We start from the raw sequence: 25,745 nt of genomic DNA on the forward strand, positions 1-25,745 counted from the left end.
CTACCCAATGATCCGGCCGGATCCCGGGATAATGGCTTCCATTAGTCCAGGGATGTGGTGATCGCGAAGGCCAAATAGTCCAGGCCCGTCAGACTGATCCGGAGCCATTTTGAGGGCCTGATTCCATTCGCGCCTCGTTCCCGCCCATCCACGCGGCATACGTTGAGGCAGAGAGGCTTCAGAAAGCTGCCGAACAAAGGAGGTCGGCACGTGGAAGGCGACTAGCTGATCGCCCTTAAATCCAAGCGAATGGCTAATATCGCCAGTCATATTAAGATATAGCGATCCAGACCCCGAGTGTGAGACATTTCCTCCCTCATCGACAGAAAGCCGCTGAGTTTCGGGAATCGACGTGTCCTGCTTTCGGTAGACCGTCGTGACATCGGTCTCACCGCAATTGTGCACCAGGACCGGCGTGGTTCCCGCCAGCACATAGTACGTGTGCAGGTCGCTGACGGTGAGGTTGTGGACGCGCTGCTGCTGGGTGTAGCTGCGGATGCTGCTGATCTGGACCCAGGTACCGGCAGAGGTCTCCAGCCACTGGCCGGGCTGGAGCTTGTCGGCGGTGAGCCACTCCTTGGTCCGGGGGAGCCAGAACGGGTGGTTGTCGGTGGCCGTCACGGTCTGGGACTTGGTGACGTCGACAGTGAAGTTCGCGGCCGACTTGACCGCGTCGTCGGTCGGGTGGGTGATGCCCGGGGTCTGGGTGGTGGTAGCCGGGTCGACGGTGATCTCGTAGAGGTTCTTGTCACCGTCGCCGATGACGGTGGCGGTGACCTCCTCTGCCGTGATCCGACCTGTAGTGGGGTCGGCGGCGAGAACGTGGTCGCCGGTGGTGATCCGCTCGATCGGCTTGGTCGTGCCGTCAGCCATCAACACCATGGTTTCCGGGGTGAAGCTGTTCTTGCACCCCGGGGCGGCGCGGCCGCCGGCGTTGCTGCTGCCTCCGGACGACTTGGCACCGCCGCCGGAGGCCTTGCCGCCCCCGCCGCCCGTCGACTTCCCGCCGCCGGCCTTGCCGGCGCCCGGGGTGGGACCGGCCTTGCCGCCGGCGGTGGCGGCGCGGGGGGAGGAGGGCACGGACTTGGAGGCGCTCCGTACGCTCTTCGCCGCTTCGCTGCCGCGTTCGACGGCCTTGGCCACGTCGGTGGCGGCGTCGACGATGTTGGCGGCCTTGGAGGCGATGCGGGCCGCGGTGGCGGCGCTGCCGATGACGGGGACGACGGCGACCAGGGACATGGCCGCGTTCTTCCAGTCGCCCTCGGCCGCGTACCAGACGCCGTTGACGATGTCGCAGGCGTCGCCGATCACCGGGACCATGCCGGCCACGTCCAGGACGGTGTGGCCGATGTTGGAGATGGTGCTGTAGTTCTCCTTGACCACGTCGACGGCCTTGCTGACCGCCTGCGTCGCCTTCTTGACGATGCTGGAGCCCCACCACAGGCCGCTCGGGTCCGAGAACGTCAGCGGGCTGTTGTTGGCGTACAGGTAGCCCTGGAGCTGCTGCGGGTCGCTCGTGTCGATGACCGGGTCGACCGACAGGAAGCGGCCGAGCTTGGGGTCGTACTCACGGGCGCCCAGGTGGGTCAGGCCGGTGGCCTTGTCCTGGGTGCCGCCGACGAAGCCCTTCTCGCCGAGCCACTCGCCGGGCGCGGGCTGCGCGCCGCGCTCCTCGCCGAAGGGCTTGAACGCGCGCCGGGTCACCCCGAGCGAGGAGGTGTCGATCGCCGTGGTGCCGGTGCCGTTGAGGTCGGAGGCGATGTAGCTGAGCCGTCCGTCCGAGGTGCGGGCGATGGTCGGGCCGCCCGCGGTCGGGTAGTACCGGGTGCCGGTGACCTCGCCGCTGGCGGTGTCGAGGGTCAGCTCGGTGCTGCCGAGGTAGAGCGTGGTGCGGCCCGGGTCGCGGCGCAGCAGGCGGTTGCCGTCGGCGTCGTAGACGTACGACGAGTCGCCGCCGGCGGTGGCCGCGGTGGCCAGGTGGCCGTCCGGGTCCCAGGTCATGGTCTGGGTGTTGCCGCCCCCGTCGGGGCGGGTGAGGGTGTTGCCGGTCTGGTCGTAGGTGTAGCCGGTGGTGACGGTCGGGCCGTCGCCGGTGGTGGTCCGGGTGCTGGTCGGGGCGTGCGGCCGGGGCTGGCCGGGCGCCGGGTAGGTGTGGGTGGAGGTGACGTCGTTGGCGGTGTTGCCGGTGGGGTCGTGGTCGACCGTGCCGGTGCGGTTGCCGGTGGCGTCGTAGCCGAAGGACTGCCAGTAGGGGTTCGGTCCGCCGATGGCGGCCGGGTCGGGGTTGGTGTTGGCGCAGCCTCCGATGCCGGGCACGGACGGGCCGGGGCGGGTGCTGGTGCCGCCGGTGTCGGTCCAGGCCTGGGTGAGGCGCTTCAGGTGGTCGTACGTGAAGCACTGGGTGTCGGTGGCGCCGTCGTTGCGCCAGCTGGAGACGGAGGTGACGTCACCGGCCGGGCTGTAGGTGTAGTCGGTGATGTCCACCGAAGTCCGGCCGTCCTCCTTGTCCAGCAGGGAGCGCAGCAGCCGGCCGGTGCCAGGGTCGTAGGTGTGGGTGACGGCGACCTGCTTGGGGACGTCCCCGTAGGTGATCCGCTCGAGCCGCCCGAGTTCGTCGTGGACGGTGAAGTTGACGAAGTCGTCGCCGAGCGAGGAGCCCATCGAGATCAGCAGGCCGTTGGGGTTGCGGCCGAGGTACACGGTCTCGGCCGGCAGCGGGCCCGTCGCACCCAGGTCGGTCAGGACCGGCAGGCCGGAGATCGGATCGTAGGTGGTCTCGTTGCTGTAGGTGCCGGTGAGGGCGCCCTCACCGTCCGGGACGGTGATCCGGGTGCTGGTCGCCTGGTAGGCGGTGTTGTAGCCGGTGACCTCCTGGCGGTAGCCCTTGCCGTCGGACCAGCTGGTTGCGGCGGTGGGCAGGCCGGGCAGCAGGGTGTCGTACTCGTAGGTGGCCAGCGGGGTGCCGGTGGTGCTGTCGAGGTTGCGCGACAGCGGCCGGCCGAGGATGTCGTAGCTGACGGCGACGGTGATGCCGCGGGCATCGGTGGTGGAGACGGGGCGGTCGGCGGCGTCGTAGACGGTGGTGGTGGTGCCCTTGTCCGGGTCCTCCGCCCGGGTCTGGCGGCCGTGGATGTCGTAGCCGTACTTCCAGGCGTTGCCGACCGGGTCGTTGACCTGGCTCAGCTTGCCCTCGACGTCGTACGTGTACTTCGTCGCGTCGTACGCGCCCTGCGGCGCGCCGTTCCTGTACTGCCGCAGCTCGGTGGTGCGCCCGCGCGAGTCGACCAGGGTGCTGGTGGCGACGCCGCCCTGGGGCGGGGTGGCGTCGGTGCGGTCGACTCCGGGGTAGGAGACGGTGGAGCGCCACTGCTCGATCGCCTTGGACGAGAAGGTCCGGACGACCGGGCGGCCGAGGCCGTCGTAGAACGCGGCGTTCTGGCCGGGGACTTCGTTGTCGTTGGCGACGAAGCGCGTCGTCCCGGGGTTGCCGGTGCGGTTGATGTACGGCTGGTTGGTCTTCACCACCTGGCCGTGGCTGTCGTAGAAGGTGTCGCTGACGACGCGGGCGTCGGCGGCGGCGTTCGCCGGCGAGGACTGGTTCTGGACCGGCTCGCCGAAGGCGTTCAGGATGGTGACGCCGACGGTGTAGCTCTCGCCGCTCTCCCGCAGCTGCTTGGTGGTGACGGAGCTGGTGCCGGTGTTGGTCAGCTGGTACTCGACGACGGTGTCGGCGAGGTCCTTTCCGGGGGTGCGGCCGGGCTGCCACGAGGCCGTGGTGCGGCCGAGGGCGTCGACGGTCTGCTGCGAGGTGCGGCCGTTGTGGTCGGTCGAGCTGACCGGGACCTCACGGGTCGGGTGGAAGGCGGTGGTGCTGCTCCAGCCCTTGGCGTTGGTCACCTTGACCGTGGTGGGCAGGGCGCCGCTCGCCGGCTGGTACTCCGTGCCGGTGGTCGCGCCGGCCGCGTCGGTGCTGGTGGTGACCCGTCCGTAGCTGTCGTAGCCGACGGTGGAGACCAGGGAGAACACCGGCTGGCCGCCGGAGAAGCCGTCCAGCTCCTCGGTGCGCGTCACCTGCCCCGGACCGGTCAGGACGTTGAACGCCTGGCCGTCGAAAAAGGCGCGGTTGCGCCCGAGCGTGTTGGCCTCGGTCGGGTCCGTGGCGCAGTCGCCCTGGCCCTGGATCGTCTCGGCGACCCGGTCGACCATCCACGCCGCCGTGTTGCGGGCGTACTTGGTGACCACGCACAGGTCGGGCAGACCGTCCGCGCGGTCGACGACCCGCTTGGGCATGCCGTACTCGTCGAAGACCGCGGTCTTCGAGGTCGACTGCCAGCCGCCGTCCGAGCGCAGGGCGGTGTCCTTGCCCGTGCCGTTGCGCATCATCTGCGCGGTCAGCGGGGGCAGCCCGGTGCCGCGGTTGTGGGTGGCGGTGGAATTCGACAGCCACATGTCGGACTTGGTGATCGCCACGACCGTGCCGCCGTCGGCGGTGTAGGTGTGGCGTTCGCGCAGCGAGCCGGCCAGCGGGTTGGCGTCCTTGACCGTGGCACCGTTGATGTCGGTGTAGGTCACGGAGCGCTTGGAGCCGTCGGCCTTGTAGTCCCCGTCCATGCCGCGCAGGTAGAAGGCGACGGCCTTGCCGATCGGGTCGGGGGCCGCGCCGCTGCGCGTGACGACCTGCTCGTAGCCGCGGAACTGGTTCCAGGTACGGCGCTTGGGGTCGGTGTACTCGTCGTCGTCGCGGTGCCAGGCCGCGTCACCCAGGTACTGGTACGTGGTGGTGCGGGCGGGCGAGCCGCCGAACGGGTCGCGTTCGTTGACCTGGGAGACGACGTACTTGTGGAACCAGTCGAGGGTGGGGTCGAGCGGGCTCTTCTCGTCGGCGTTCCAGTAGACCGGATAGCAGCGCTTGCCGTTGCCGTCCTGGCTGCCCGGGAGCGCGCCGGGGGCGCAGTCGGTCCCGGCGTAGACGGCCTCGGTCACCTTGCCGGTCTCGGCGGTGACGCCGATGATGCGGCGCCGGTTGAGCGCGGGGCGGCCGTCGGTGCTGGAGTCGACGCGGTTGTTGAGGAACTGCCCGGTGAAGGTGATGGCGGGCTGCTGGATCCTGTTCGCGCCGTCGTACCCGGTGTGGGTGAGCGACTTCAGCCACAGCGCGGGGGCGGTGCGGTCGCCCGGGTCCGGGTACTCCTGGTCGAGCGCGTAGGAGTCGACGTCGGCGTAACCGCCGCCGTTGAGGACCTGGGTGGTGATCTTCGCCAGGCGCTTGGTGGACCAGAAGGTGGCGGAGTAGTTGGTGCAGGTGCCGCTCGCGCCGCAGTTCTGGTCGAACGGCACGTCGGGCCACTTGGCCGCGTTGGCGGCGTTCAGCTTGCCGGGCGCGCAGTCGAAGGCGTCGTCGGGCAGGCAGCGCTCGACGGTGCCGAACAGCACCTGACCGGTCGGCTTGACGCTGTCCGCGTCGGTGAGCCTGGAGCCGTAGGCGATCCGGGTCAGGTAGCCGCCGCGCACGTACGAGGTACGGGTGCCGGACGGGTTCTGGGCGGAGACGCCCCGCTGGTAGTAGTTGGTCTCCTTCTCGTACCAGTGGGAGACCACACCGCCGCGCGGGTCCACGACGAAGTCGAGGTTCCAGCGCCAGGCCTGGTCGCACCAGGAGGTGTCGAAGGTCGACTTGTTGCACTCCTCGCCGGCGTTGTTGCCGTACACCGGCGTCGTCCAGGCCGAGTTGGTGGCCGGCGAACCGGCGCCCGCGCCGGGCTTGCGGCCGGCGCCGAAGTAGTACTGGGTGCCGTCGGTCGTGGTGACCCGCCAGTGCTCGCCGTTGTTGTCGCCGTTGGTGGCGCCGGTCAGCAGTTCGACGCGCGAGGCGTCGTCGCCCTCCAGACGCCATGCGCCGGTCCCGTCGTCGCGGACCAGCGTCGAGGAGCGGCCGTTCAGCGAGATCGTCGCGTTCCAGCCGGACAGGCACTGCTCACCGGAGCCGGCCTGACCGTCCTTGGCGCACGGCTTGAAGCGGCGCTCGACGAAGCCGGGGGTGTAGTCCCAGCCCTCACCGATCCACGAGGACTGGTTGTTGGTCGCGGCCGTCCGGCCGTCCACCGCCTGCGAGCTGTACGACAGGCTGACGTTCGGCTTGGAGCCGCCCAGGCCGTCCGGGACGGCGATCGGGTACGACCAGTTGAAGCCGCCGGTGCTGCCACCGACGGTCCAGGTGCCGGACGGTGCCAGACCGGTGGCCGCGAAGGTTCCCGCGCCACCGCCCGGGGCCGCCGACGCCGCCAGCACCATGGCGCCCGACGGCGCGGCCGCCAGCGAGCGGGCGCCGAGGTCGGCGGCCGCGGGCGCGGCCTGCGCCGCCCCCGGCCGCAGCTCGACGTCGGTGCTCAGCAGACCGGGACGGGCCTGGGCACGACGCGTCTCCACCGGCGTCTGGGTGCGGCACTCGGGCTGCTCGGGCGTGGTCAGCGCGCACTCGGGCAGTGCCACCAGGCGGGCCCGGGAGAGCCAGTCGCCGCCGAACGCGCCCTCGACCGAGGACACGTCCACGTCGACCTTGACCGGAGCGCCCGCCCCGCCGCCGGAGGCGGACGGACGCACCGACAGCAGCAGGCCGTTGACGCCCGCCTTCTCGGCGGCCGACCGGTCCGCGACCGTCACCCGCACCTTCTGCGGGGCGGGCGCGGACCGCGCGCCCAGCATTCCTGGTGCCTCGGCGACGGCCGCCACGGCCGGCGAGCTCACCCAGACCGGTGCGGCCCCCGCCCGGCCACCGGCCGGCACGGCCGCCGGTGCGGCGGCGAAGGCCGATTCCCGGACGCTGTTCGGCGTCGCGGTCTTCGGTGCGAGGTCGACCTCGCTGTCCACTGCCGCTGGCCAACTGACAGCCTTGGACTTCCAGGCCGGCGTGCCGTCGCCCTTGGGCGGCGTGGGCTTGACGGCGGCGGCGTTCTTGCCGCCGACCGCCGCGACCGGTTCGAGGTCGCGGGGCGACCAGACCTTGGGATTGCGCGGCTTCCACTCCGCCGCGTTTGCGGGCCCGACGCCGGTGAGCAGCGACAGTACGACGACGGCGACGGTACTGAGCCGTCGTCTTCCTCGTGACCGCCTGCCGGCGCGGAATCCCCCTGATGATGACGACACGACTTGCCCCCTGGCACGCCGAAGCAGACCTTCCGACGGGAAGGCCTGCTGAACGGAGATATTTTCGCGGAGCCTAACGCCCGTCGGAGAACGTGATCCATCGGTGACCCGGGCCGCGCCGATAAGGGGTGAACTGACGTGAAGTCAACTATTACTCCGGGGATCACGGAGCGTCAAGGAATGGTGGGTGATTTGCCTGCATTGCTGCACCGGATTCCCGAAGTTCCGCTACTGAGCGCAGGCGAACGACCCACTGAAGCGGACTGAATGGTCACGGAGAGCTGTGGCTCGTGAGCCGCATCACATTGGCGGCGACCTCCCGTCAGATTGGACGTCACACGCGGGTGTTAAGTTCCCGTTCGCCGATATCCGCACGGCTCTACACGACCTGACGAGGGGTTTTTACATATGGGGTCGATATCCCCTGACCGCAGTCGTCGACGCAGATCGGTGCTCGCCGCATCGATCGGCCTCGTACTGACTGTGGGCGCGCTCGGTTCCACTGGACCGGCGCTGGCCGCGACCGCGTCCTCCCCGACCGCTCCGGCCCCGACCGCTCCGGGCGCGGACCGGACCGCCGCCGCCCAGGCCGCCGACGCCGAGCACCGCTCCGCCGAGGCCGCGGCCCTGGCCGAGGCGAAGCGCACCGGCAAGCCGGTCGAGATCCCGGCCCTGACCACCGAGACCGACACGGTCGTCGCCAACCCGAACGGCACGCTCGGCCTGCGGCGCACGGTTGCCCCCGCGCGCGCCAAGCAGCAGGACGGGGCCTGGAAGGGCCTGGATGCGACCCTCGCCCGGGGCGCCGACGGCACCGTCGTCCCCAAGGTGACCAGCAATCACCTCACCCTCTCGGGCGGTGGCTCCGGGCCGCTCGCCACGCTCGACCAGGACGGCAAGAAGCTCGCCCTGAGCTGGCCCGGCACGCTTCCGGCGCCCGCCCTCGACGGCGAGACCGCCACCTATCCCGAGGTCGTGCCCGGCGTCGACCTGAAGGTCACCGCGAACCAGGCGGGCGGCTTCTCCCAGGTCCTGGTGGTCAAGACCCCGGAGGCCGCGAAGAACCCCAGGATCAAGGACCTCACCCTCGGCATGAAGGCCGACGGCGTCTCGGTGAGTGCCGACGCGGGCGGTAACCTCAACGCCACCGACACCGGCGGCCGGGTGGTCTTCCGCGCACCGGCGCCCACCATGTGGGACTCCAGCACCGCCGTGCAGGCCCTGACCGTGCCCGCCGTGCCCGCGGCGGCGAAGGCCGGCCTCCGTGCTGCGGCGCCGGCCGCGGCAGCCGCCCCGGCCGGGGACGCGAACCCTGACGCAGCCGCCGCGCCCGCCGCCTCCGACGCCGCGCCCGCCGCCTCCGACGCCGCGCCCGCCGACTCCGACGCCGCCCCCGCCGACTCCGACGGTCTGAAGACCCACTCGGACGCGGCCGGCCCCGGCGCCGCAGCCAAGGTCTCCCAGCTGGCGGCCACCCCGGCCGCCACCTCGCTGACCATCACCCCGGACACCACGTTCCTCGACGAGTCGACGACCACCTACCCGGTCTACATCGACCCGACCTGGACCCCCACCAGCCGGGGGACCCAGCACTGGACCTGGGTCCAGGAGGCGTACCCGGGCAAGACCCACTACGACGACTACGGCGACCAGTACGACCCCGGCGTCGGCTACCAGCAGTGGCAGGTCAAGAAGGGTCTGGAGCGCTACTACTTCCAGATCGACACTGGCGACCTGGGTTACAAGGCCATCCGGAAGGCCTCCGTGGTGGCCACCCAGTCCTACGGTGCGGCCAAGAACTGCGCCTCCGAGTTCGGTGTCGTGCTGCACCCCACGCACCCCATCGACGGCTCCACCTCGTGGGGCACGCAGCCTTGGGACTGGGGCCCGCTCGGTACATTCAACTTCAACAGCGCCGGTGGCGACGGCTGCCCCGGTGCCACCGCCACCGGTGAGTGGGACGTCCGCGACCACCTGACCGCGAACAACTGGCGCGGCGCGCTGACCTTCGCGCTGTTCGCGGCCGACGAGTCCAAGCAGGCCGGCAACATCGGCTTCAAGCGGTTCACCCGCGCCCCGAGCAAGCTGCCGTACATCGACGTCGAGTACAACCGCGCCCCGCTCAAGCCGTGGGACCTGGGCATGACCCCGACCCCGGTGAACGCCAACGGCAACGGCTGCGGCTGGATCGGCGCCACCAACGCCGCCACCGGCATCCGGATGTCGGCCTGGGTCGGCGACCCGGACGGCAACCAGACCGACGCCCAGTTCGAGGTCCGCGAGGCTGGCGTGGCCGGCGAGCCGGTCGCCTGGGGAAGCGGCTGGGGCAACCTCGGCAACAGCAATCACGAGGCCGCCGTCGTGCCCGGCAACCTCCAGGACGGCCACACCTACTACTGGCGGGTGCAGGCCGGTGACGGCGAGCTCCCCTCGGAATGGGCGTTCGGCTGCATGTTCAGCCTGGACCTCACCCCGCCGGACGTGCCGACCGTCACCTCCACCGATTACCCGAAGTCCGGCACCCTGCCCGGCTCCACGAAGGTGATCGGCCAGGCCGGCGCCTTCACCGTCCAGGCGATGGACAACGCCAGCGGCATCCTCTACTACGAGTACGCCTTCAACTCGAGCATCCCGGTCGGCGGCGCCGCGACGGTCTACGCCGGCGGTGATGGCTCTGCGGTCCTCAACCTGACGCCCACCATGTGGGGCACCAACATCCTCCGGGTCCAGGCGGTCGACCGGGCCGGCAACCGCTCGCAGGAGAACACCTACACCTTCTACGCGCCGAGTGACCCGAACGACAGGACGGTGCTTGGCGATATCACCGGCGACGACCGGGTCGACCTGCTGCTGCCCGACGCGGGCGACAACCTGCGCGTCTACCCGGCCGCCAGCGACCCGGGTGCCACCGGTGTCCTGGCGTCCGACAAGGAGAACAGCCCGGGTGGCAAGGGCTGGAAGGACACGCTCGTCACGCACCGCGGCGGCAACGGGATCCACGTGGACGACCTGTTCGCTTACCGCGACCGCGAGCTGACCCTCTACCGCAACACCCTGACCACCGGCACCTTTTCGACCACCTCGCAGTACTTCACCGCGAACGCCAGGATCGTGGTCAAGCGGCCCCCGGCCCCGCGCTGCAAGCTCCTGGACGGACAGCCGTGCGGTTCCGCCTACGTCACCGACTGGACCAGGGTGAGGCAGATCCTCGCGCTCGGTTCCGCCGAGGGCGGTGCCCCGGACAAGACCCGCACGGACCTGCTCACCGTCGAGGACAACGGCCAGGGCGGCACCCAGCTCTGGCTGTTCCGCGGCACCGCCGCCACCGGTGTCCTGGACTACCCAGTCCTGCTCTCCGCCGGTGACTGGCGCGACCTCGACCTCATCGCGCCCGGCGACACCAATGGGGACGGCCTGGCCGACCTCTGGGCCCGCGACCGCCAGTCCGGCAAGCTCTACCAGTACCCGAGCCGCAAGAACGCCGCGGGCAAGGGCGACCTCGCCGCCTTCAGCAATCCGGTGACCGACAGCGCCATCGGGGTCGGCCTGAATCCGTTGGTCTACCCGGCCGTCGGTTCCTCCGGCGACTTCGCCTCCGACGGCATCGCCGACCTTTGGGGCCTCAACTCCAGTGGCGGACTCGACAACTGGCGTGGTACCACTGCGGACGGCACCGCCGCCACCCCAGTCACCGGATTCGCCGGACAGCCCCTCCTCGGCTTCCCGGGCGGGACCGTCAGCATCCACACGGCGCTCACCGGCCGGTGCATCGACGCCCGCAACGCCAACGACGGTGACAGCCTGACCCTCTGGGACTGCTGGAACGGCGACCAGCAGCACTTTACCTTCCACAGTGACAACACCCTGCGTGTGTCGGGCAAGTGCGTCACCGCCGGGGCGGACGGCCGGATCACCGTCCAGTCCTGTCCGTCCGGCCCGACGGCCTCGGCGACCGACGGCCAGAAGTGGGAGCTGCGCGCCGACGGTTCCATTTACAACCCGTCGTCGACCTCCTGCCTGGACGTACCGCAGTGGAACGGCAACAACGGAACGGACCCGGGGCTCTGGGGTTGCAACGGTGGTGACAACCAGCGATGGACCACGACGGCCAACGGCCCCAGCCCGCTCCACAGTGCGGTCGACCGCCGGAAGTGCATCGACGCCGCCGGCGCCTACGATGGAGCGCCGATCACGCTGTACGACTGCTGGAACGGCACCAACCAGTACCTGACCCTCTACACCGACGGCACCCTCCGTGTGTACGGCAAGTGCCTCGCGGGCGCCGAGAACAGCGGCGAGAACCGCACCCGCCTCGTCCTCTGGACCTGCCTCCCCGGCACCGACGGGAACAGTCAGCAGTGGGCGATGAATGGTGACGGCGCCATCGTCAACGGGCCGTCCGGCCGGTGCCTGGACATCCCAGGAGGCGGGGCCGAGAACGGTGTCGAGCTCATGATGTGGGACTGCAACGGCGGCCCCAATCAGAGGTGGAGCACCACCTGACGGGTGGTCCCCCGATTCCGACCCCCGGCCCGGGCGCTCCGTGTTCCTCACGGAGTGCCCGGGCCGGGGGCCTTCGCGGCACCGGCGGCCGGGGGATACCCCCACCACGCGCGGTCCGGCTGCCCCGACGGCCGGTCCACCGGCTGCCACCGTGGTCCGGTGGATCTTGGTCGACCAGGCTGGAGCACATCGGCATTTCCGAGCAAAGGGAACCAATCGTGTTCAGCGCCAAGCTCTCCCGCACCGCCCTCCGAACCGTCTCCGTCGGCGTCCTCGCCGCCGCAGTCTGCGCCACCGTCATGGCCGGCAGCGCCGGAGCGATCGTCAACGGCGGCGACTCCACCGAGCGTTACCCGTTCATGGCGACGATCCCGGAGTCCGCCCCCAGCCTCGGCCTGGTCGACGGCAACTGCGGCGCCTCGCTGATCGACCCCCAGTGGGTGCTGACGGCCGCGCACTGCATCGCCGTCGAGGGCATCGAACTGGAGGGCATCGTCCGGGTCGGCAGCGACCACCGGAAGACCGGCGGCACCGTCCGGAAGATCGACCGCACCTTCGTCCACCCCGGCTACGTCAACGGCGCGGGCGTTACCGCCAACAAGGACGACCTCGCCCTCGTCCGCCTCGACCGCCCGGTCACCCAGCGGCCGATCAGGATCGCCGAGGCCGGACGCCCCGGCACCGCCACCCGACTGCTCGGCTACGGCACCACCGTGGACGGCAAGTTCGCCTTCCCCGAGCGGCTCCAGGAGCTCAACACCCGGGTGGGCGCCGTGTCCGACTGCGCCCCCGGCTTCGCGGACGCCACCCGGCTGTGCACGCTCACCACCAAGCCCAAGGCCATGGCCTGCCACGGCGACTCCGGCGGCCCGCAGCTCCAGAAGGCCCGCAACGGGCGCTGGGAGCTGATCGGCGTCACCTCCGGCCCGGGCGCCCCCGGCGTGCCCTGCTCCGAGGGCCCCGGCCTCTACACCAACGCGGCCGCGTACAAGGGCTGGATCCAGCAGACCCTGAGGGACAACCGCACCGCGGCTCCCGCCACCGCCTCCGTGCCGACCGCAGGCTGACCGGACCTCACGGCCCCGCCGCGGGTCGCACCGCGTGAGCCGTCCGCCCGGTCACTGGGCGGACGGATCACGCAGCGTCGACGAGCCGCTTGTCCCGGGGCCGGTCACTCGGTACCGACGACCTCCAGCAGCTGCCCCACCAGCGGATTCGGGTCGTCCCGGCGCCAGGCGACGGCCACCCGCGTGCGGACGGTGCTCGGCTCGACCGCCCGGAACGCGACACCCCGCAGCCGGATCCGCCGAATGCTCGCCGGCGCGAGCGAGACCCCCAGCCCGGCCCCGACCAGCGCGCACACCGTCTGCCACTCCACCGCGTGCTGCACGATCCTCGGCGCGAACCCCACAGACCCGCACACCTCGGTGATCCGGTCGTACAGCCCCGGCCCGGCCGCCCGGGGAAGCAGCACGAACGGCTCCTCCGCCAACGCGCCCACCCCCACGGTCCGCCGGGCGGCCAGCGGATGGTCCGAGGGCAGCACGGCGACGAACGGCTCGGTCAGGACGGTCCGGAAACCCAGCGACCCCGCCTCCCCGGCGGGCGGCGGCTCGCGCAGCAGCCCGATGTCGACGGCGTCCTCGTGCAGGACGGCGAGCTGCAGGGCGGCCAGTTGCGGGGCTGTGGTCATCTCCCGGATGTCCAGCTCGACGGCCGGGAACCGCTCCCGGAAGGTCCGCAGCAGCCCCGGCAGGACGGTCAGCGCCAGCGAGGCGGAGAACCCGATCCGCAACCGCCCCGCCCGTCCGCTCCCCACCGCCCGTGCGGCGGCCAGCCCGTCCGCAAGGCCGGCGAGCGCCCGCTGCGCCGAGGGCAGCAGCTCCCGCCCGGCCGGGCTGAGCACGACCCGCCCGGGCCCGCGGACGAAGAGCGGGTGCCCGACCTTCGTCTCCAGCCGGGCGATCTGCTGGCTCAGCGGCGGCTGGGCGATACCGAGACGCGCGGCGGCACGGCCGAAGTGGAGTTCCTCGGCGAGCACGGTGAACGCGTGCAACTGGGGGAGGGCGAGTTCGGGGCGGTCCATATCCCTAGGGATACCAGACGATGGATTTCTGGGTATTGGACGTATCACCGCAGGTCACCTAGCGTTCGGCGCATGACAGAGCGACGCGTGATCCTGAGCGGTTCGACCTTCGAGGAGCAGATCGGCTACGCCCGCGCGGTTGTCGTCGGCGACCACGTCCATGTGTCCGGCACCACCGGCTACGACTACACGACGATGACGATCTCCGACGACGTGGTGGAGCAGGCCGAGCAGTGCCTGCGCAACATCGGCGCGGCCCTCGACGAGGCGGGCTGCACCTTCGCGGACGTCGTCCGGGTGCGCTACCTGCTGCCCCGGCGCGAGGACTTCGAGCCGTGCTGGCCGGTGCTGCGCCGCTGCTTCGGGGACGTCCGGCCGGCGGCGACGATGCTGGTCGCGGGGTTGGCGGACGAGCGGATGCGGATCGAGATCGAGGTCGACGCGTACCGGGCGCGCGCGGCAGGGGAGTAGCCGCCTTGCGCGGAGTGGGAAGTCGGGCCCGCCGACTTCCCACTCCGCTCGGGCGCTCGTCACGAGCGGCGGCGTCCAGCACCCGCGCCCGCCGCCGCCCAGAACGACGAGCTGTGAAGCTGTCGTTCGCCGTCCGTCAGTGGGGACTGCCCCGCCGGCCCTGGGCGCGGGGTCTGATCAACGGCGGGGCGTCCGGTGGGCCTCCGGGCCGCTCAGAGGCCGGCGGTGTACAGCAGTTCGTTGGGGCTGGACTTGCTGACGGTCAGGGCGCCCTTGGTGGTTTCGGTGGAGAGCCACAGGGCGAGGGCCTCGGGGGTCGCGTCGGTGTGTCCGGCGAGGTAGAGGGCCACGGTGCCGGTGACGTGCGGGGCGGCCATGGCTGTGCCGCTCCGGACGACGCTGGCGCCGCCGAGCTTGGCGGAGGTGATGTCCTCGCCGGGCGCGTACAGCGAGACGCAGGTGCCGTAGTTGCTGAAGTCGGTCTCCTCGTCGTACTTGTTGGTCGAGCCGACGGTGATGACCCGCTTGGCGGCGGCGGGGGAGGAGAGGCAGGCGTCGCGGGCGCCGTTGCCGCCGGAGACGACGGGCAGGATGCCCGCGTTGGAGAGCGCGTCGGCGGCCTTGTCGATCGTTTCGTTCCTGTCACCGCCGACGGAGATGTTGGCGACGGCGGGCTTCTTGGCGTTCGCCGCCACCCAGTCGAGGCCGGCGATGAGCTGCTCGTTGGTGCCCTGGCCGTCACAGCCCACGACGCGGACGCCGACCAGGTTGACCTTCCGGGCGACGCCGTAGGTCTTGCCGCCGACGATGCCGGCGACGTGGGTGCCGACGCCCTGACAGTCGGCGCCGTTCTGCCCGTCGCCGACGGTGTCGGTGCCGAGGACGGCGCGACCCTCGAACTCGTCGTGGCCGAACTCGATGCCGGTACCGATCAGGTAGGCGGTGACGCCGGTTCCGTCGCCCTCGACGGTGAACTGACCGTCACCCGTACCCGCGTCCTTGTCCCAGTCCTGCTGGTCGATGCGGTCCAGGCCCCAGCTGGAGGCGGCTCCCCGGGTGGCCGGGGCGGGCGGGACGGTGGCCGCCCGGGTGCCGGCCCGGCCGTTCTCCTCGACGGCCTCCACCCCGGGCAGGGCACGCACCTGCTCCAGCTGCGCTGCGTCCAGGCGGGCGGAGAAGCCGTTCAGGACGTGGCGGTAGGTGTGCAACGGCTCGACGCCCCCGACCCTGGCCGCCACCCGGGCCGGGTCCAGGCCCTTGTCCACCGTGACGATGTACTCGCCGGGGACAGCCGCGGCCGTCCTGTGCAGGGGAGCCGCGACAGCCCGCCCGGACGGGCCGTCGGCTGCCGCTCCCTGCGCGGCGGCCAGGGGAACGATCAGGATGAGGGCGGCGGACGCGCAGCGCGCGGACAGTCGCATCAGGTCTCCGTTCACGAAAGTGGGCCGTCCCCGGGGCGGGGACGGCCCCGTGCATGAGGATCACCTGACGTATCGTCCGCCCGCCTGCCTTCCTTGAGCCCGGCGCGCTGCGGGAGCCTGCTCGGTTACCGGTTGGCGAAGTGGTCGTTACCAGGTCGGAGACGGTCAGGCACCCGCAGCTGCCCCAGGCGGGGCAGCTGCCTCTCCACACTTTGCAAAGTGCGACTTTGCAAAGTGTGGGAAGGAGGGCAAAGGTGGTGCAGGGGCCGCCTACGGTGATCGGGGGAGCGTGTGGGGCGTGCGTTCGGCGGAGCTTCGGGGCGGTGGGGGCGGAGGGCATTGCCCGGGGCGGGTGCGGCCCGGTAGACGGGAGGCTCCGAGTGCCGAACCCCACTGAAGCCCGGGAGTGTTGATGAAGATCATGCGACTGTTCACCCTGCCCGCCGTCGCCCTGGCGCTGGCCCTGAGCGCCGCGCCCGCCGCCACCGCGTCCACCACGGCCGCCACGACCACGACGACCACCACCGTGCACATCGTCAGCGAGGACGGTGGCACCACCGTGCACGCCGGTGTGGGCGACACCGTGCAGGTGGACCTCACCGCCCTGCGCGACTACACGGTGACGTGGTTCTGGTACGCGCCCGCCGCCGCCTCGGCCGCCGTCCTGACCCAGACGGCCGGCACCGCCGACCCGAACGGCAACTCCCACGCCACCTTCACGGCCTCGACCGCCGGCACCAGCGACATCAACGCGATCGGCCGCTGCGTCCCGGACCCGCGCACGGTCTGCCCGCCGTTCGTGGCCCGTTGGAAGGTCGCGGTGGTCGTCTCCTGACCCGACGGCCCGCACGGCGGATGCCCTCGGTTCCTCCCGGGCGGGAGGGGCCGAGGGCGCTTGTCATCGGGGGGCGGACGGGCTGGACGTGGTGCTGGCGGGGGAGGGGTGCAGCTCGTGGTGGTGCTTGAGGACGGGGTAGATCCACGCGACCAGGGCGAGCAGCAGGGTGATCGGCAGGACGGTGCAGACCGCGACGGTCGCGGTGGTCGCGGCGTCGGGGGAGTGGCGCTCAGGCGGTGTCATCGGTCTCGAACTTGTCTTCGGGGAGGTCGAGTTCGGCCCAGACCGTCTTGGCGTTGGGCTCCCGGGGGAGGGTGCCCCAGCGGTCGGCGAGCGCGTCGACGAGCGTGAGCCCGCGCCCCGACTGCGCCTCGGTGGAACAGCTCCTCGGGTCCGGCAGCACGGGCCGCTTGTCGCCCCGGCAGTCGGACACCTCGATGCGGAGCACGGTGGTGCGCGACCGGCGCACGGAGGTGAGCGAGAGGCTCAGCTCGAACCCGCGCCCCGGTGTGCGCCCGTGGATCGAGGCGTTCGCGGCCAGTTCTGCCACGATGATCAGCGCGGAGTGAAAGGCATCCGGGCAAAGGGAGTTGAGCTCCCAGGAGGTCAGCTTCTGTCTGGCTGTCCGGCGACCGATCGCGGCTCCCTTGGGGGTGGAAGAGAGGAGTGCGGTGTGGGCGCGCGGGGCCGGGTCGTCGAGGGGGATTTCGGACTTCATGGGGAAAAGCCTGCCCCCCCGGGCTTACGCTGACGATGCATCGGGTGAGCACGGTAAGTGCCTGTATGCGTGCGGAACGTGTTGTGTGACGGCCCGTCGGCCGTGACCGGGAAATGGGGAGGCCGTTATGGCTGAAGTTCGGGGCGGCGGCGACAGTGGCGATGTGCGGCCCGAGTTGGAGGAGGACCTCTCCGAGGTCTCCGACTTCCTCAAGGCGATCGGCAAGCAGATCAAACTGCTGCGCGAGCGGGCGGGTCTGACGCAGAAGGAGTTCGCCAAGCAGGTCGGGTACACCGAGAGCCTGATCGGCGCGGTGGAGCAGGGGAAGCGGACGCCGCAGCGGGAGTTGCTGGAGGCGTCGGAGCGGATCCTCGACGCCGGCGGGTTGCTGATCGTCACGTCGGACGACATCGAGAGCGCCAAGGCCAAGGCGCGGGTGCGCCACCCGGAGTGGTTCCGGGGCTACGCGGGCTTGGAGGCGAAGGCGGAAGAACTCAACGACTGGAGCATGTGGGATCTCTCAGGCCTGCTCCAGACCGAGGCTCACGCGCGTGCCGTGTTCTCGATGCGCCAGCCGTTGCTGTCCGAGGAGGTCATCGAGATGAGGGTGGCGGCCCGAATGGCGCGGCAGGATGTCCTCACGAAGTGGCCTCGCGCCATGTTCAGCTGGGTGATCGACGAGAGTGTGCTCCGTCGACCGCTGGGTGGCTGGGACGTGCACGCGGAGCAACTGCGACGGTTGCTGGAGATCGGTAACACCCGAGGGATGGTCGTGCAGGTCCTGCCCCTCGATCGCACGGAGCACGCTGGTATGGGCGGACCGTTCGTACTGGTCACCCCTAAGGGGCAATCGCAGATGGGCTATATCGAGATTCAGACCAGCAGTAGGCTGATCACGAGTCAGAGTGAGGTCCGGATCCTGAACGCGCGCTACGTCACGCTCAGGTCGCAGGCGCACACTCCGCCGGAGTCCCTGTCCTTGATCGAGAAGATTCTGGGAGAACGATGAGCAGCGAACTGGTGTGGTTCAAGAGCAGCTACAGCGGTGATGAGGGCGGCAATTGCGTCGAGATCGCCGAGGCGACGTCGGCCGTGCTCGTCCGTGACTCCAAGGACAAGTCCGGTCCCCGTCTCACCTTCTCGCCGGCCGCCTGGGAGGCGTTCGTCGAGTTCGCGCAGTCGGTCTGACGACCAGTCTCCCCGCTCGGTGCCCCGCGACCGTCCACCGACCGGTGGACGGTCGCTTTCTGTGTGGGCGCCCCTGCCCCGCTGTGTGGGTTGTACCGGTATCCCCCAGGGGAGTTGCTCCGTATCCTGGGCGCGCCACGACACCCTCGCCTAGGGAGCGCCATGAGCAGCGAACTGGTCTGGTTCAAGAGCAGCCACAGCAGCAACGAGGGCGGCGAATGCGTCGAGATCGCCTGGCGTAAGAGCACCCACAGCGGCGACGAGGGCGGAGCCTGCGTCGAGGTAGCCGGGACGACCGCCGCCGTCCTCGTCCGCGACTCCAAGGACAAGTCCGGCCCCCACCTCACCTTCACCCCGGCCGCCTGGGAGGCGTTCGTCGCCTACGCCCGCTCCGCCTGAGGGCCGGCCGTCGGTCCGGTCGCAGGGAACCCCCGGTACGAGTCCGGCCCCGCCGCTCGTGCGACGGGGCCGGACAGCGGCAACGCTTTCATTCTCGAATCGGCTTCACGCGGTGACTTCGGCCGATCCCAGGGACGGAGTCCCGTGCCCCCGCGATGAGCGCCAGGTGCGCCAGGTGCGCCAGAGGAACACCGGCCAGGCGATCGCCGCCGCCACGCCGCCGACGGCGAAGGCCGTCACCAGCAGGTAGGCGGAGCCGCCCGCAGTGGCGAAGACACCGCCGAGGGCGCCGACGTCCCGCGCTTCCGCAGTGCCGCCGATCGCCATGGAGTCCGGCGAGTCGTAGAGGTGGACGTTCGTGCGGACGGAACTGCCGTCCGCCGCCTTCCAGTCACCGTAGTAGTCGCAGGACCCGTGGCTGCAGCTCTCCCGGACAGCGGTGAAGGTCCCGATGACCCCGCTGCCGCTCTGAGCCTTCCAGGCCGGTACGAGATCGGGTGCGGCCTTGGCGAGGCCGATGGCGGCAATGAAGGGCAAACCGATCCAGAGGAATACGGACGTGCGCCAGTGGCGCTTCGAGGGAGACTCACTCACGATGCGGGAGCTTATGAGGCGGGTCGGGTTTCGTAAAATGAGTTCGGATGCGAAAACCCCTCAAACGAGGATGATCCCGCCCGAGAATTCCTCGGCGACGGGTCCCGTCCCCCTCCGGTTCACCTCACTCCGACGTGTGGCAAAGGCCCGCCGGACCTCGGTGCCCGGCCGGAGGACTGCCGGCGCCCCGCGCCGACCGCCCCTCGAAGGGGGCTGACGACCCAGCGGGCGGGAGTATGGGGCCACATATCCGTCAAAAGATATGCATGTCGAGGGATTCGGGCCCTCTTCCCCATTCATGGACGGCTGGCGGAAAACGTGGCTGGTTTTTATACGGCGCAATCATTTCGAGTGCCATTGAATGGTGTTCACGAAGTAGGTTGACCGAGTGATCGAAAAGGGAAAACAGTCATGCGATTTCGTGCACTGACCGCCGTCTCGGGGCTCACCGCGCTCGCGCTCCTCGGCATGATGCCGGTGGCGCAGGCCGCCGAACCGTCCGCTCCTGCGGCGAACGAGGTGACCACGGTCGGGAAGCTGAGCCCGGAGGAGTTCCAGAAGATGCGCGCGGCGCGGGCCGACGTGAACACGCAGGGAGTCACGGACGGCGCCACGATCCAGGGGCGCGTCGTGTGCTACCAGGCGCACGTGCGGAACGCCAATGTATGGACCAGCTTGATCTGTACCGACCAGTCGGGCTTCACCGGATCGGTGGGGCAGGGCGACCCGATCGACGCTGTCTACTTCGCCGTCGGCCCGACCGGCGGGATGGACTTCAACGTGCAGCTGCACTGGGCGAACGATGCCAGGGGCCCGGAGGTCCACGTCGAGCCGGGTGGTTGGGTCCAGATGTGGAACGGCAACGGCAATGTCCTTGAGGCTATCCACCTGCGGAGCTCCAACGAGAGCATGAAGGCCGGCGCCCATGTGAAGAACTTCGGCTGGAAGAGTACGAACCAGTGGTCGTACGACCAGTGGATCGGCAGCATCGACGAGAACCGCTGGATGGAGGCGTTCTGGATCTCCATCTGATCCGGCCCGCGCCGGCGCCCCGCCGATGAGGCCTGGGGCGGGTGCGGACGAGCACCACCGGGGCCGGCGTCGCACGCGACGCCGGCCCCGACGGCTCGCGCCCGCACCGCGTGGCCGCGGGCTCGATGCGCCAAGGACGAATCGATCGGCGAGGCTACCTGGTGGTCGCCCGTGCCGCTCGGCATGGAGTGCGCGGTGGATCCCACCCGCGTATGCCCGGCCCGACCGGTCTGAGCTTCGGGAGCGAGGCGATCGTCGAAGTCCTACACCGGCACCGGTTCGGCGGCCGTTCCGGCCTCATGGCGGGCCGCCGCGACGATCCCCGCCAGCGCGACCCGGCTCGCCCCGAGCGCCAGCATCTGCGTGTCGATCAGGTCGAGCCGCTGCTCCAGCACCTCCAGCATGCAGGCGGCCACCGCGCCGTCGCCGTTCACGCAGGGCAGCACGTCCCGGATGGCGCTGGTGGAGAGCCCGGCGCCCAGCAGGGCCCGGATGTTGCGGACGACCGTCGGCGCGTCCTCGTCGTACCGCCGTTGGCCGCCCGCAGGCCGCCGGGGCTCCAGCAGGCCCTGCTCCTCGTAGTACCGCAGCAGGCGGACACTGACCCCGGTCCGCGCCGCCAGCTCGCCGATCCGCATGTGACGCCCCTCACATCTCGTCGTGCTTCCTTGAACCTCACACGGATGAGAGATCCTAGCGTGATCCCCATGACCAACACCGAGATCAGCGCCCGTCCTGTCCGTCAGACCTTCTCCATCGGTGGTGACCTGACGCTCCACCGGATCGGCTACGGCACCATGCGTCTCGCCGACACCCCGGACATCAAGCCCGGCGACGCGGTCATCTGGCGTGCCCCGACCCCGCGCTCCGCCGCCCTCGACATGCTGCGCGCCGCCGTCGAGCACGGCGTCCAACTGGTCGACACCGCCGACTCCTACGCTCTCGGCGGCGGTGAGGAACTGGTCGCCGAGGCGCTGCACCCGTACGCCCCGGGCGTCGTGGTCGCCACCAAGGTGGGCGTGACCCGCCCGAGCCCCTCCGAGTGGATCCCGGTCGGCCACCCCGCGTACCTGCGCCAGCAGGCCGAGCTGAGCCTGCGCCGGCTCCGCGTGGAGCGGATCGACCTGCTCCAGCTCCACCGGATCGACCCCGGGGTGCCGCTGGCCGACCAGATCGGCGCGCTCAAGCAGCTCCAGGACGAGGGCAAGGTCCGGCACATCGGCCTCTCCGAGGTCACGGTCGACGAGTTGAGGCAGGCGCTGGAGATCGCCCCGATCGCCTCCGTGCAGAACTGGTACAACCTGGCCGCCCGGCAGCACGAACCGGTGGTCGACTTCACTGCCGAGCACGGCATCGCGTTCCTGCCGTTCTTCCCGATCGCCGTCGGCGGCCACGCGGGCGAGGGCGGCCCGGTCTCCGAGGTCGCCCGGGAGGTCGGCGCCACCCCGGCGCAGACCGCGCTCGCCTGGCTGCTGCACCGCTCGCCCAACATCGTGCCGATCCCGGGCACCACGTCCGCGAAGCACCTGGTGGAGAACCTGGGCGCGGTGGCCGTCGAGCTGAGCGACGAGCAGTACGCGCGCCTGGACGGAATCGCCGCCGCCGAGGCCGAGGCCGGGGCCGGGGGCGGGACCGAGGGCGAGACCGAGGGCGTGTGACCGGCGTCCTGCCCGGAGTGGGAAGTCGGAGGGGCCGACTTCCCACTCCCGGCAGCTCCGGCCGCGGTCCTCGTCAGGATCCCGCCCGCGGTCTACGGGGCATGGCTTACAGTCCTCCGGTGGCGGATCACCAGGACGAGACCGGGGCGGCCTACGACGGGGTCGTCGAGCTGTACGCGTCGCTGTTCGCCGACGGGCTGGAGCAGCGGCCGTTCGCCCGCGCCATGATCGGCACCTTCGCCGAACTGGTGCGCGCGACGGGCAACCCGCGGGTGGCCGACGTCGGCTGCGGGCCCGGACACATCACGGCCATGCTGAACGAACTGGGCCTGGACGCCTCGGGGTTCGACCTCTCCCCGGGCATGGTCGAGCACGCCCGGCGGGCCCGCCCGGCGCTGCGCTTCCAGGAGGCGCGGATGGAGGCCCTCCCGGTCGAGGACGGCGCGCTCGGCGGTGTGCTGGCCCACTACTCGACGATCCACACGCCGCCGGCGGAACTGCCGGCACTGCTCGCCGAACTGGTACGCGTCCTGGCGCCGGGCGGCCTGCTCCTGCTCTCCTTCTTCGGCACCGACGGACCGGAGCCGATCCGGTTCGACCACAAGGTGACACCCGCGTACAGCTGGCCGGTCGACCGCCTCGCCGGGCTGCTGACCGGGGCCGGGCTCGACCCCTTCGCCCGGCTGCTCCACGACCCGGCCTCGGAACGGGGCTTCCTCGACGCCCACCTGCTGGCCCGGCGTCGTTAGGCGGGTGCCGGGGGGCCTGTGCGCCTCCCGAGTGCCCGGCCCAACGAGCGCTCCGCGAGAGTGGTCAGCACCACGAGCGTCAAGAACCGACCGGCGACATCCCCTTCGTCGAAGCCCAGTTGCCGACGCAGTGCCTCGACCTGCGCACTTTCGGGAGTTGTTGACACCCGCGCTCGGCGGGCACTAAAACTCACACTGTACAGATTGAGCATGTGTCGCCGTTCCCGTGCCTCGCCTCGCCCCGAAAGAGGGCTTCTTCGCCATGTCCGTACTGACCTCCCGCCCGCCGACGGTCACCGGTCGGCCCCGCCGCGGCTCCCGTTTCAGCTGGACCGTGATGCTGCTGCTGTCGGTGGCGATCACCGGCTGGTCCGTCGGCCAGTACGCGGCCGGCAGCCTCCAGGCGCTCGCCGCCGACAAGGTCGGCCTCGCGCCGACGTACGCGGACCGGCCCTTCGCGGTCCAGGTCGCCTTCTACGTCCACATCGTCACCGCCGGACTCGCCCTGGCGGTCGGTCCGTTCCAGTTCGTCCGCGCGATCCGTCGCCGCTTCCCCCGGGTGCACCGCTGGATCGGGCGCGGCTATGTGGCCGCCGTCGGCCTGGGCTCGGTGGCGGCGCTGGTGATGTCCTGCTTCAACTCCGTGGCGTTCGCCGGGTTCTTCGGCTTCGGCAGCCTCGCCGTGCTCTGGGGGTGGACCACCTACCGCGGCTACCGGGCCGCCCGGGAGGGCGACTTCGCCGCGCACGAGGCCTGGATGATACGCAGCTTCGCCCTGACCTTCGCGGCGCCGACGCTGCGGCTCTGGTTCGGCGTGCTGATCCTGGTGCAGGTCCTGGCCGGCCCTGCCGCCGGGGGCGACGTGGACCGGATGGTCAGCCAGGCGTACGCCGCGGTGCCGTTCCTGTGCTGGCTGCCCAACCTCGTCGTCGCCGAGCTGATGGTCCGCCGCCGCAACCTGCCGGGCCTGCGGTTCGTCGTGCCGTAGGCCCTCGTTCGGATCCCGGGCGCGAGTGGCCGCCCGGGATCCTTCCGTGCCAGGATCCCTGCATGACCCAGCCGACCCGCCGCACCCGCACGACCCGTACGACCCGTACGACCCGCACCACCTACCACCACGGCGACCTGCGGGCGGCACTGATCGGAGCGGGCATCGAACTGGCCCGCACCGGCGGGCCGGAGGCGGTGGTCCTGCGCGAGGTCGCGCGCCTCGTCGGGGTCGCGCCCAACTCCGCGTACGGGCACTTCAAGACCCTGGCCGAACTGAAGGCGGCGGTGGCCAAGCAGGCCCTGTGCGAGCTGGGAGCGGCCATGGCGGCACATGTCGCCTCCGTCCCGGAGCCCTCGGACCCGCGCGAGGCGGCGGTGTCCCACCTGCGCGAAGTCGGCCGCGCGTACGTGCAGTTCGCACTCGACGAGCCGGGGCTGTTCCGGACCGCCATGGACGGCAACCCCTCGGGTGTCGGCACGCCGGGATCGCCCGGCCACGAGCCGGCCCCCGACGCCGAGGGCCGCCCGCAGCCGGACGCCATCCTCCTGGCGGCCCTCGACCGGCTGACCGACGCGGGAGGCCTGCCACCGGAGGAGACCGGGGCGGCGGTGGTGGCCAGTTGGGCCACCGTGCACGGGCTCGCGACCATACTGGTCAACCTGCAGCCCGACCTCGCGCCCGCCGAGCGCACGGCGGCGATCGACAACGGCCTGCGCGTCCTGCTGCTGGGTATCACGGCGCTGGGCGAATGACCACGGACCCCGACCACTCGGCCGGTCTCCGCCCGGAACCCTGGTCGGGCACCGCCGCCGTCCACGGAGATCTCGTCGCGGCGAAGGCGCTCGTCTACGACCCCTGCGGATTCGTCTGCTCGCTGCCGGTCCCCGAGGCCGAGAGTGCCGAGTACGCCGCACACGAGTTCACCCTCGACGGCCTCGCCGTCCGGTTCCGCGCCGCCAGGACGACCCCCACCAAGGCCGGCCAGTTCGTCACCGTCTGGAAGAGGTCCCCGGCCGGGCCCATCCGGCCCTTCGACGCCACGGACCCCGTCGACCTCTTTGTCATCAGCACTCGCGACGACGACCACTTCGGCCAGTTCGTCCTCCCCGTGGACGCGCTCCGTCGGCACGACGTCGTATCGGCGAACGGCGCGGGTGGGAAGCGGGCCTTTCGTGTCTACCCGCCCTGGGTGACCCCGGCCAGCCGCCAGGCCGCTCGTACGCAGGCGTGGCAGCTGGGCTTCTTCCTGCACCTGCCCCAGGGCGGGCCGGTCGACCTGGCCCGCGCCCGGGAGCTGTACCACCCGTAGGGCGGCGCCGGCAGTCGCGCTTCCACTGAGCGCCTGCGACGTCAACCGAGCCGATCGCCCCCGGGGCCGCCCGGCTCCGGGAGGGCGGACAGCACGGCTGCGGCAGCCCGGTCGAAGGGTGCGACGCTGCCCGCCGCGCGGCAGAGGACGTGGGCGCCTTCGAGGGTGACGACCATGAGGGTGGCCAGGTCGGCGGCCTCGGACGGACTCATACCGGCGTGGGTGAGCTTCCCGGTGAGCTCGCCGACCCAGCCGGCGAATCCCTCGGCCGCGACCGCGAGCAGGCCGCTCTGGTCGGCGATGGCCGCACCGCCGTCGATGGTGACCGCCGCGACCGCGCAACCGCCGCCCCCGGCGGACGCCTCCACCACGGGGCGGACGTTGCCGAGGAACGCCTCCACCACCTCGCGCGGTGTGCGGTCCGGCAGTTCGCGCAGGTGGCCGCGGACGTCCGCCGCGTTCTGGCGGGCGGCTTCGAGCGCGAGCTGCTGCTTGCCGCCGGGGAAGTGGTGGTAGATCGCCCCGCGCGCGGCACCGCTCACGGCCAGGACCTCCGTGAAGGACATCGCGGCCAGGCCGTGGCGCTGCAGCAGCCCGATCGCCGCGCCGATCATGCGGGACTTGGTGTCCGTCGCCATCGCTACC

General features: G+C 71.1%; 21 protein-coding genes. 13 read left to right on the forward strand and 8 right to left on the reverse strand.

Features of this window, described 5'->3' with window-relative positions; all coding sequences use genetic code 11:
- Complete coding sequence (locus tag OG715_RS32295) at positions 1-7,143, reverse strand: RHS repeat-associated core domain-containing protein (RefSeq protein ID WP_266273764.1); 7,143 nt, start codon at positions 7,141-7,143, stop codon at positions 1-3.
- 450 nt (positions 7,144-7,593) lie between these two features.
- On the opposite strand from OG715_RS32295, the gene OG715_RS32300 reads away from it, so the two are divergent.
- Together OG715_RS32300 and OG715_RS32305 are read left to right on the forward strand one after the other, a co-directional pair.
- Positions 7,594-11,646, forward strand: coding sequence for an RICIN domain-containing protein (locus OG715_RS32300; RefSeq protein ID WP_266273763.1), 4,053 nt, complete (start codon positions 7,594-7,596; stop codon positions 11,644-11,646).
- Between the two features lie 218 nt (positions 11,647-11,864).
- Entirely contained in the window at positions 11,865-12,713 is an 849-nt protein-coding gene (locus OG715_RS32305) for a S1 family peptidase (RefSeq protein ID WP_407661043.1), read from the forward strand.
- Positions 12,714-12,817: 104 nt separating this feature from the next.
- On the opposite strand, the gene OG715_RS32310 is transcribed toward OG715_RS32305, so the two are convergent.
- Positions 12,818-13,732, reverse strand: coding sequence for a LysR family transcriptional regulator (locus OG715_RS32310; protein WP_266273762.1), 915 nt, complete (start codon positions 13,730-13,732; stop codon positions 12,818-12,820).
- A gap of 72 nt (positions 13,733-13,804) precedes the next feature.
- Between OG715_RS32310 and OG715_RS32315 the strand changes: the two genes are divergently transcribed.
- A complete protein-coding gene (locus OG715_RS32315) occupies positions 13,805-14,203 on the forward strand; it encodes a RidA family protein (protein ID WP_266273761.1) in 399 nt (132 codons plus the stop codon).
- 212 nt (positions 14,204-14,415) lie between these two features.
- On the opposite strand, the gene OG715_RS32320 is transcribed toward OG715_RS32315, so the two are convergent.
- Positions 14,416-15,624 carry a S8 family peptidase gene (locus OG715_RS32320; protein WP_266273760.1) on the reverse strand — a complete coding sequence of 403 codons (1,209 nt, stop codon included), beginning with the start codon at positions 15,622-15,624 and terminating at the stop codon, positions 14,416-14,418.
- Between the two features lie 412 nt (positions 15,625-16,036).
- Here OG715_RS32320 and OG715_RS32325 point away from each other — a divergent pair, with 412 nt between their 5' ends.
- Positions 16,037-16,459, forward strand: coding sequence for a hypothetical protein (locus OG715_RS32325; RefSeq protein ID WP_266273759.1), 423 nt, complete (start codon positions 16,037-16,039; stop codon positions 16,457-16,459).
- Positions 16,460-16,522: 63 nt separating this feature from the next.
- Here the strand turns inward: OG715_RS32325 and OG715_RS32330 are convergent, their stop codons facing one another.
- Positions 16,523-16,705, reverse strand: a complete 183-nt coding sequence (locus OG715_RS32330) for a hypothetical protein (RefSeq protein ID WP_266273758.1) — start codon at positions 16,703-16,705, stop codon at positions 16,523-16,525.
- Entirely contained in the window at positions 16,692-17,180 is a 489-nt protein-coding gene (locus OG715_RS32335) for an ATP-binding protein (RefSeq protein WP_266273757.1), read from the reverse strand. The genes OG715_RS32330 and OG715_RS32335 overlap by 14 nt, the downstream gene beginning before the upstream one ends.
- Before the next feature lie 127 nt (positions 17,181-17,307).
- On the opposite strand from OG715_RS32335, the gene OG715_RS32340 reads away from it, so the two are divergent.
- From OG715_RS32340 to OG715_RS32350, 3 genes are all read left to right on the forward strand, one after another.
- A complete protein-coding gene (locus OG715_RS32340) occupies positions 17,308-18,189 on the forward strand; it encodes a helix-turn-helix domain-containing protein (protein ID WP_266273756.1) in 882 nt (293 codons plus the stop codon).
- Positions 18,186-18,368 (forward strand): DUF397 domain-containing protein, encoded by a 183-nt coding sequence (locus tag OG715_RS32345; protein ID WP_030391754.1) that lies wholly within the window; start codon positions 18,186-18,188, stop codon positions 18,366-18,368. The genes OG715_RS32340 and OG715_RS32345 overlap by 4 nt, the downstream gene beginning before the upstream one ends.
- Positions 18,369-18,530: 162 nt before the next feature.
- Positions 18,531-18,767 carry a DUF397 domain-containing protein gene (locus OG715_RS32350; RefSeq protein WP_266273755.1) on the forward strand — a complete coding sequence of 79 codons (237 nt, stop codon included), beginning with the start codon at positions 18,531-18,533 and terminating at the stop codon, positions 18,765-18,767.
- A gap of 105 nt (positions 18,768-18,872) precedes the next feature.
- On the opposite strand, the gene OG715_RS32355 is transcribed toward OG715_RS32350, so the two are convergent.
- A complete protein-coding gene (locus OG715_RS32355; protein WP_266273754.1) occupies positions 18,873-19,304 on the reverse strand; it encodes a hypothetical protein in 432 nt (143 codons plus the stop codon).
- A 468-nt stretch (positions 19,305-19,772) separates the two neighbouring features.
- Here OG715_RS32355 and OG715_RS32360 point away from each other — a divergent pair, with 468 nt between their 5' ends.
- Entirely contained in the window at positions 19,773-20,393 is a 621-nt protein-coding gene (locus OG715_RS32360) for a hypothetical protein (protein WP_266273753.1), read from the forward strand.
- A gap of 263 nt (positions 20,394-20,656) precedes the next feature.
- Here the strand turns inward: OG715_RS32360 and OG715_RS32365 are convergent, their stop codons facing one another.
- A complete protein-coding gene (locus OG715_RS32365; RefSeq protein WP_266273752.1) occupies positions 20,657-21,031 on the reverse strand; it encodes a MerR family transcriptional regulator in 375 nt (124 codons plus the stop codon).
- A 69-nt stretch (positions 21,032-21,100) separates the two neighbouring features.
- On the opposite strand from OG715_RS32365, the gene OG715_RS32370 reads away from it, so the two are divergent.
- The 5 genes from OG715_RS32370 to OG715_RS32390 all read left to right on the forward strand — a co-directional run bounded on the left by OG715_RS32370 (position 21,101) and on the right by OG715_RS32390 (position 25,100).
- The gene (locus OG715_RS32370; RefSeq protein ID WP_266273751.1) at positions 21,101-22,051 is read left to right on the forward strand and encodes an aldo/keto reductase; all 951 of its coding nucleotides are present in this window, start codon (positions 21,101-21,103) and stop codon (positions 22,049-22,051) included.
- Between the two features lie 119 nt (positions 22,052-22,170).
- Positions 22,171-22,800 (forward strand): class I SAM-dependent methyltransferase, encoded by a 630-nt coding sequence (locus OG715_RS32375; RefSeq protein WP_266273750.1) that lies wholly within the window; start codon positions 22,171-22,173, stop codon positions 22,798-22,800.
- A 262-nt stretch (positions 22,801-23,062) separates the two neighbouring features.
- Positions 23,063-23,788 carry a DUF2306 domain-containing protein gene (locus OG715_RS32380; RefSeq protein WP_266273749.1) on the forward strand — a complete coding sequence of 242 codons (726 nt, stop codon included), beginning with the start codon at positions 23,063-23,065 and terminating at the stop codon, positions 23,786-23,788.
- 62 nt (positions 23,789-23,850) lie between these two features.
- A complete protein-coding gene (locus OG715_RS32385; RefSeq protein WP_266273748.1) occupies positions 23,851-24,543 on the forward strand; it encodes a TetR/AcrR family transcriptional regulator in 693 nt (230 codons plus the stop codon).
- Entirely contained in the window at positions 24,540-25,100 is a 561-nt protein-coding gene (locus tag OG715_RS32390) for a MepB family protein (RefSeq protein ID WP_266273747.1), read from the forward strand. Before OG715_RS32385 ends, OG715_RS32390 begins: the two co-directional genes overlap by 4 nt.
- 41 nt (positions 25,101-25,141) lie before the next feature.
- Here OG715_RS32390 and OG715_RS32395 read toward each other — a convergent pair whose 3' ends face one another.
- Positions 25,142-25,738, reverse strand: coding sequence for a TetR/AcrR family transcriptional regulator (locus tag OG715_RS32395; protein WP_266273746.1), 597 nt, complete (start codon positions 25,736-25,738; stop codon positions 25,142-25,144).
- Between the last annotated feature and the right edge of the window lie 7 nt (positions 25,739-25,745).

Origin of the sequence: Kitasatospora purpeofusca (genome assembly GCF_036010405.1) — a bacterium.
Classification (GTDB): Bacteria; Actinomycetota; Actinomycetes; order Streptomycetales; family Streptomycetaceae; genus Kitasatospora; species Kitasatospora purpeofusca.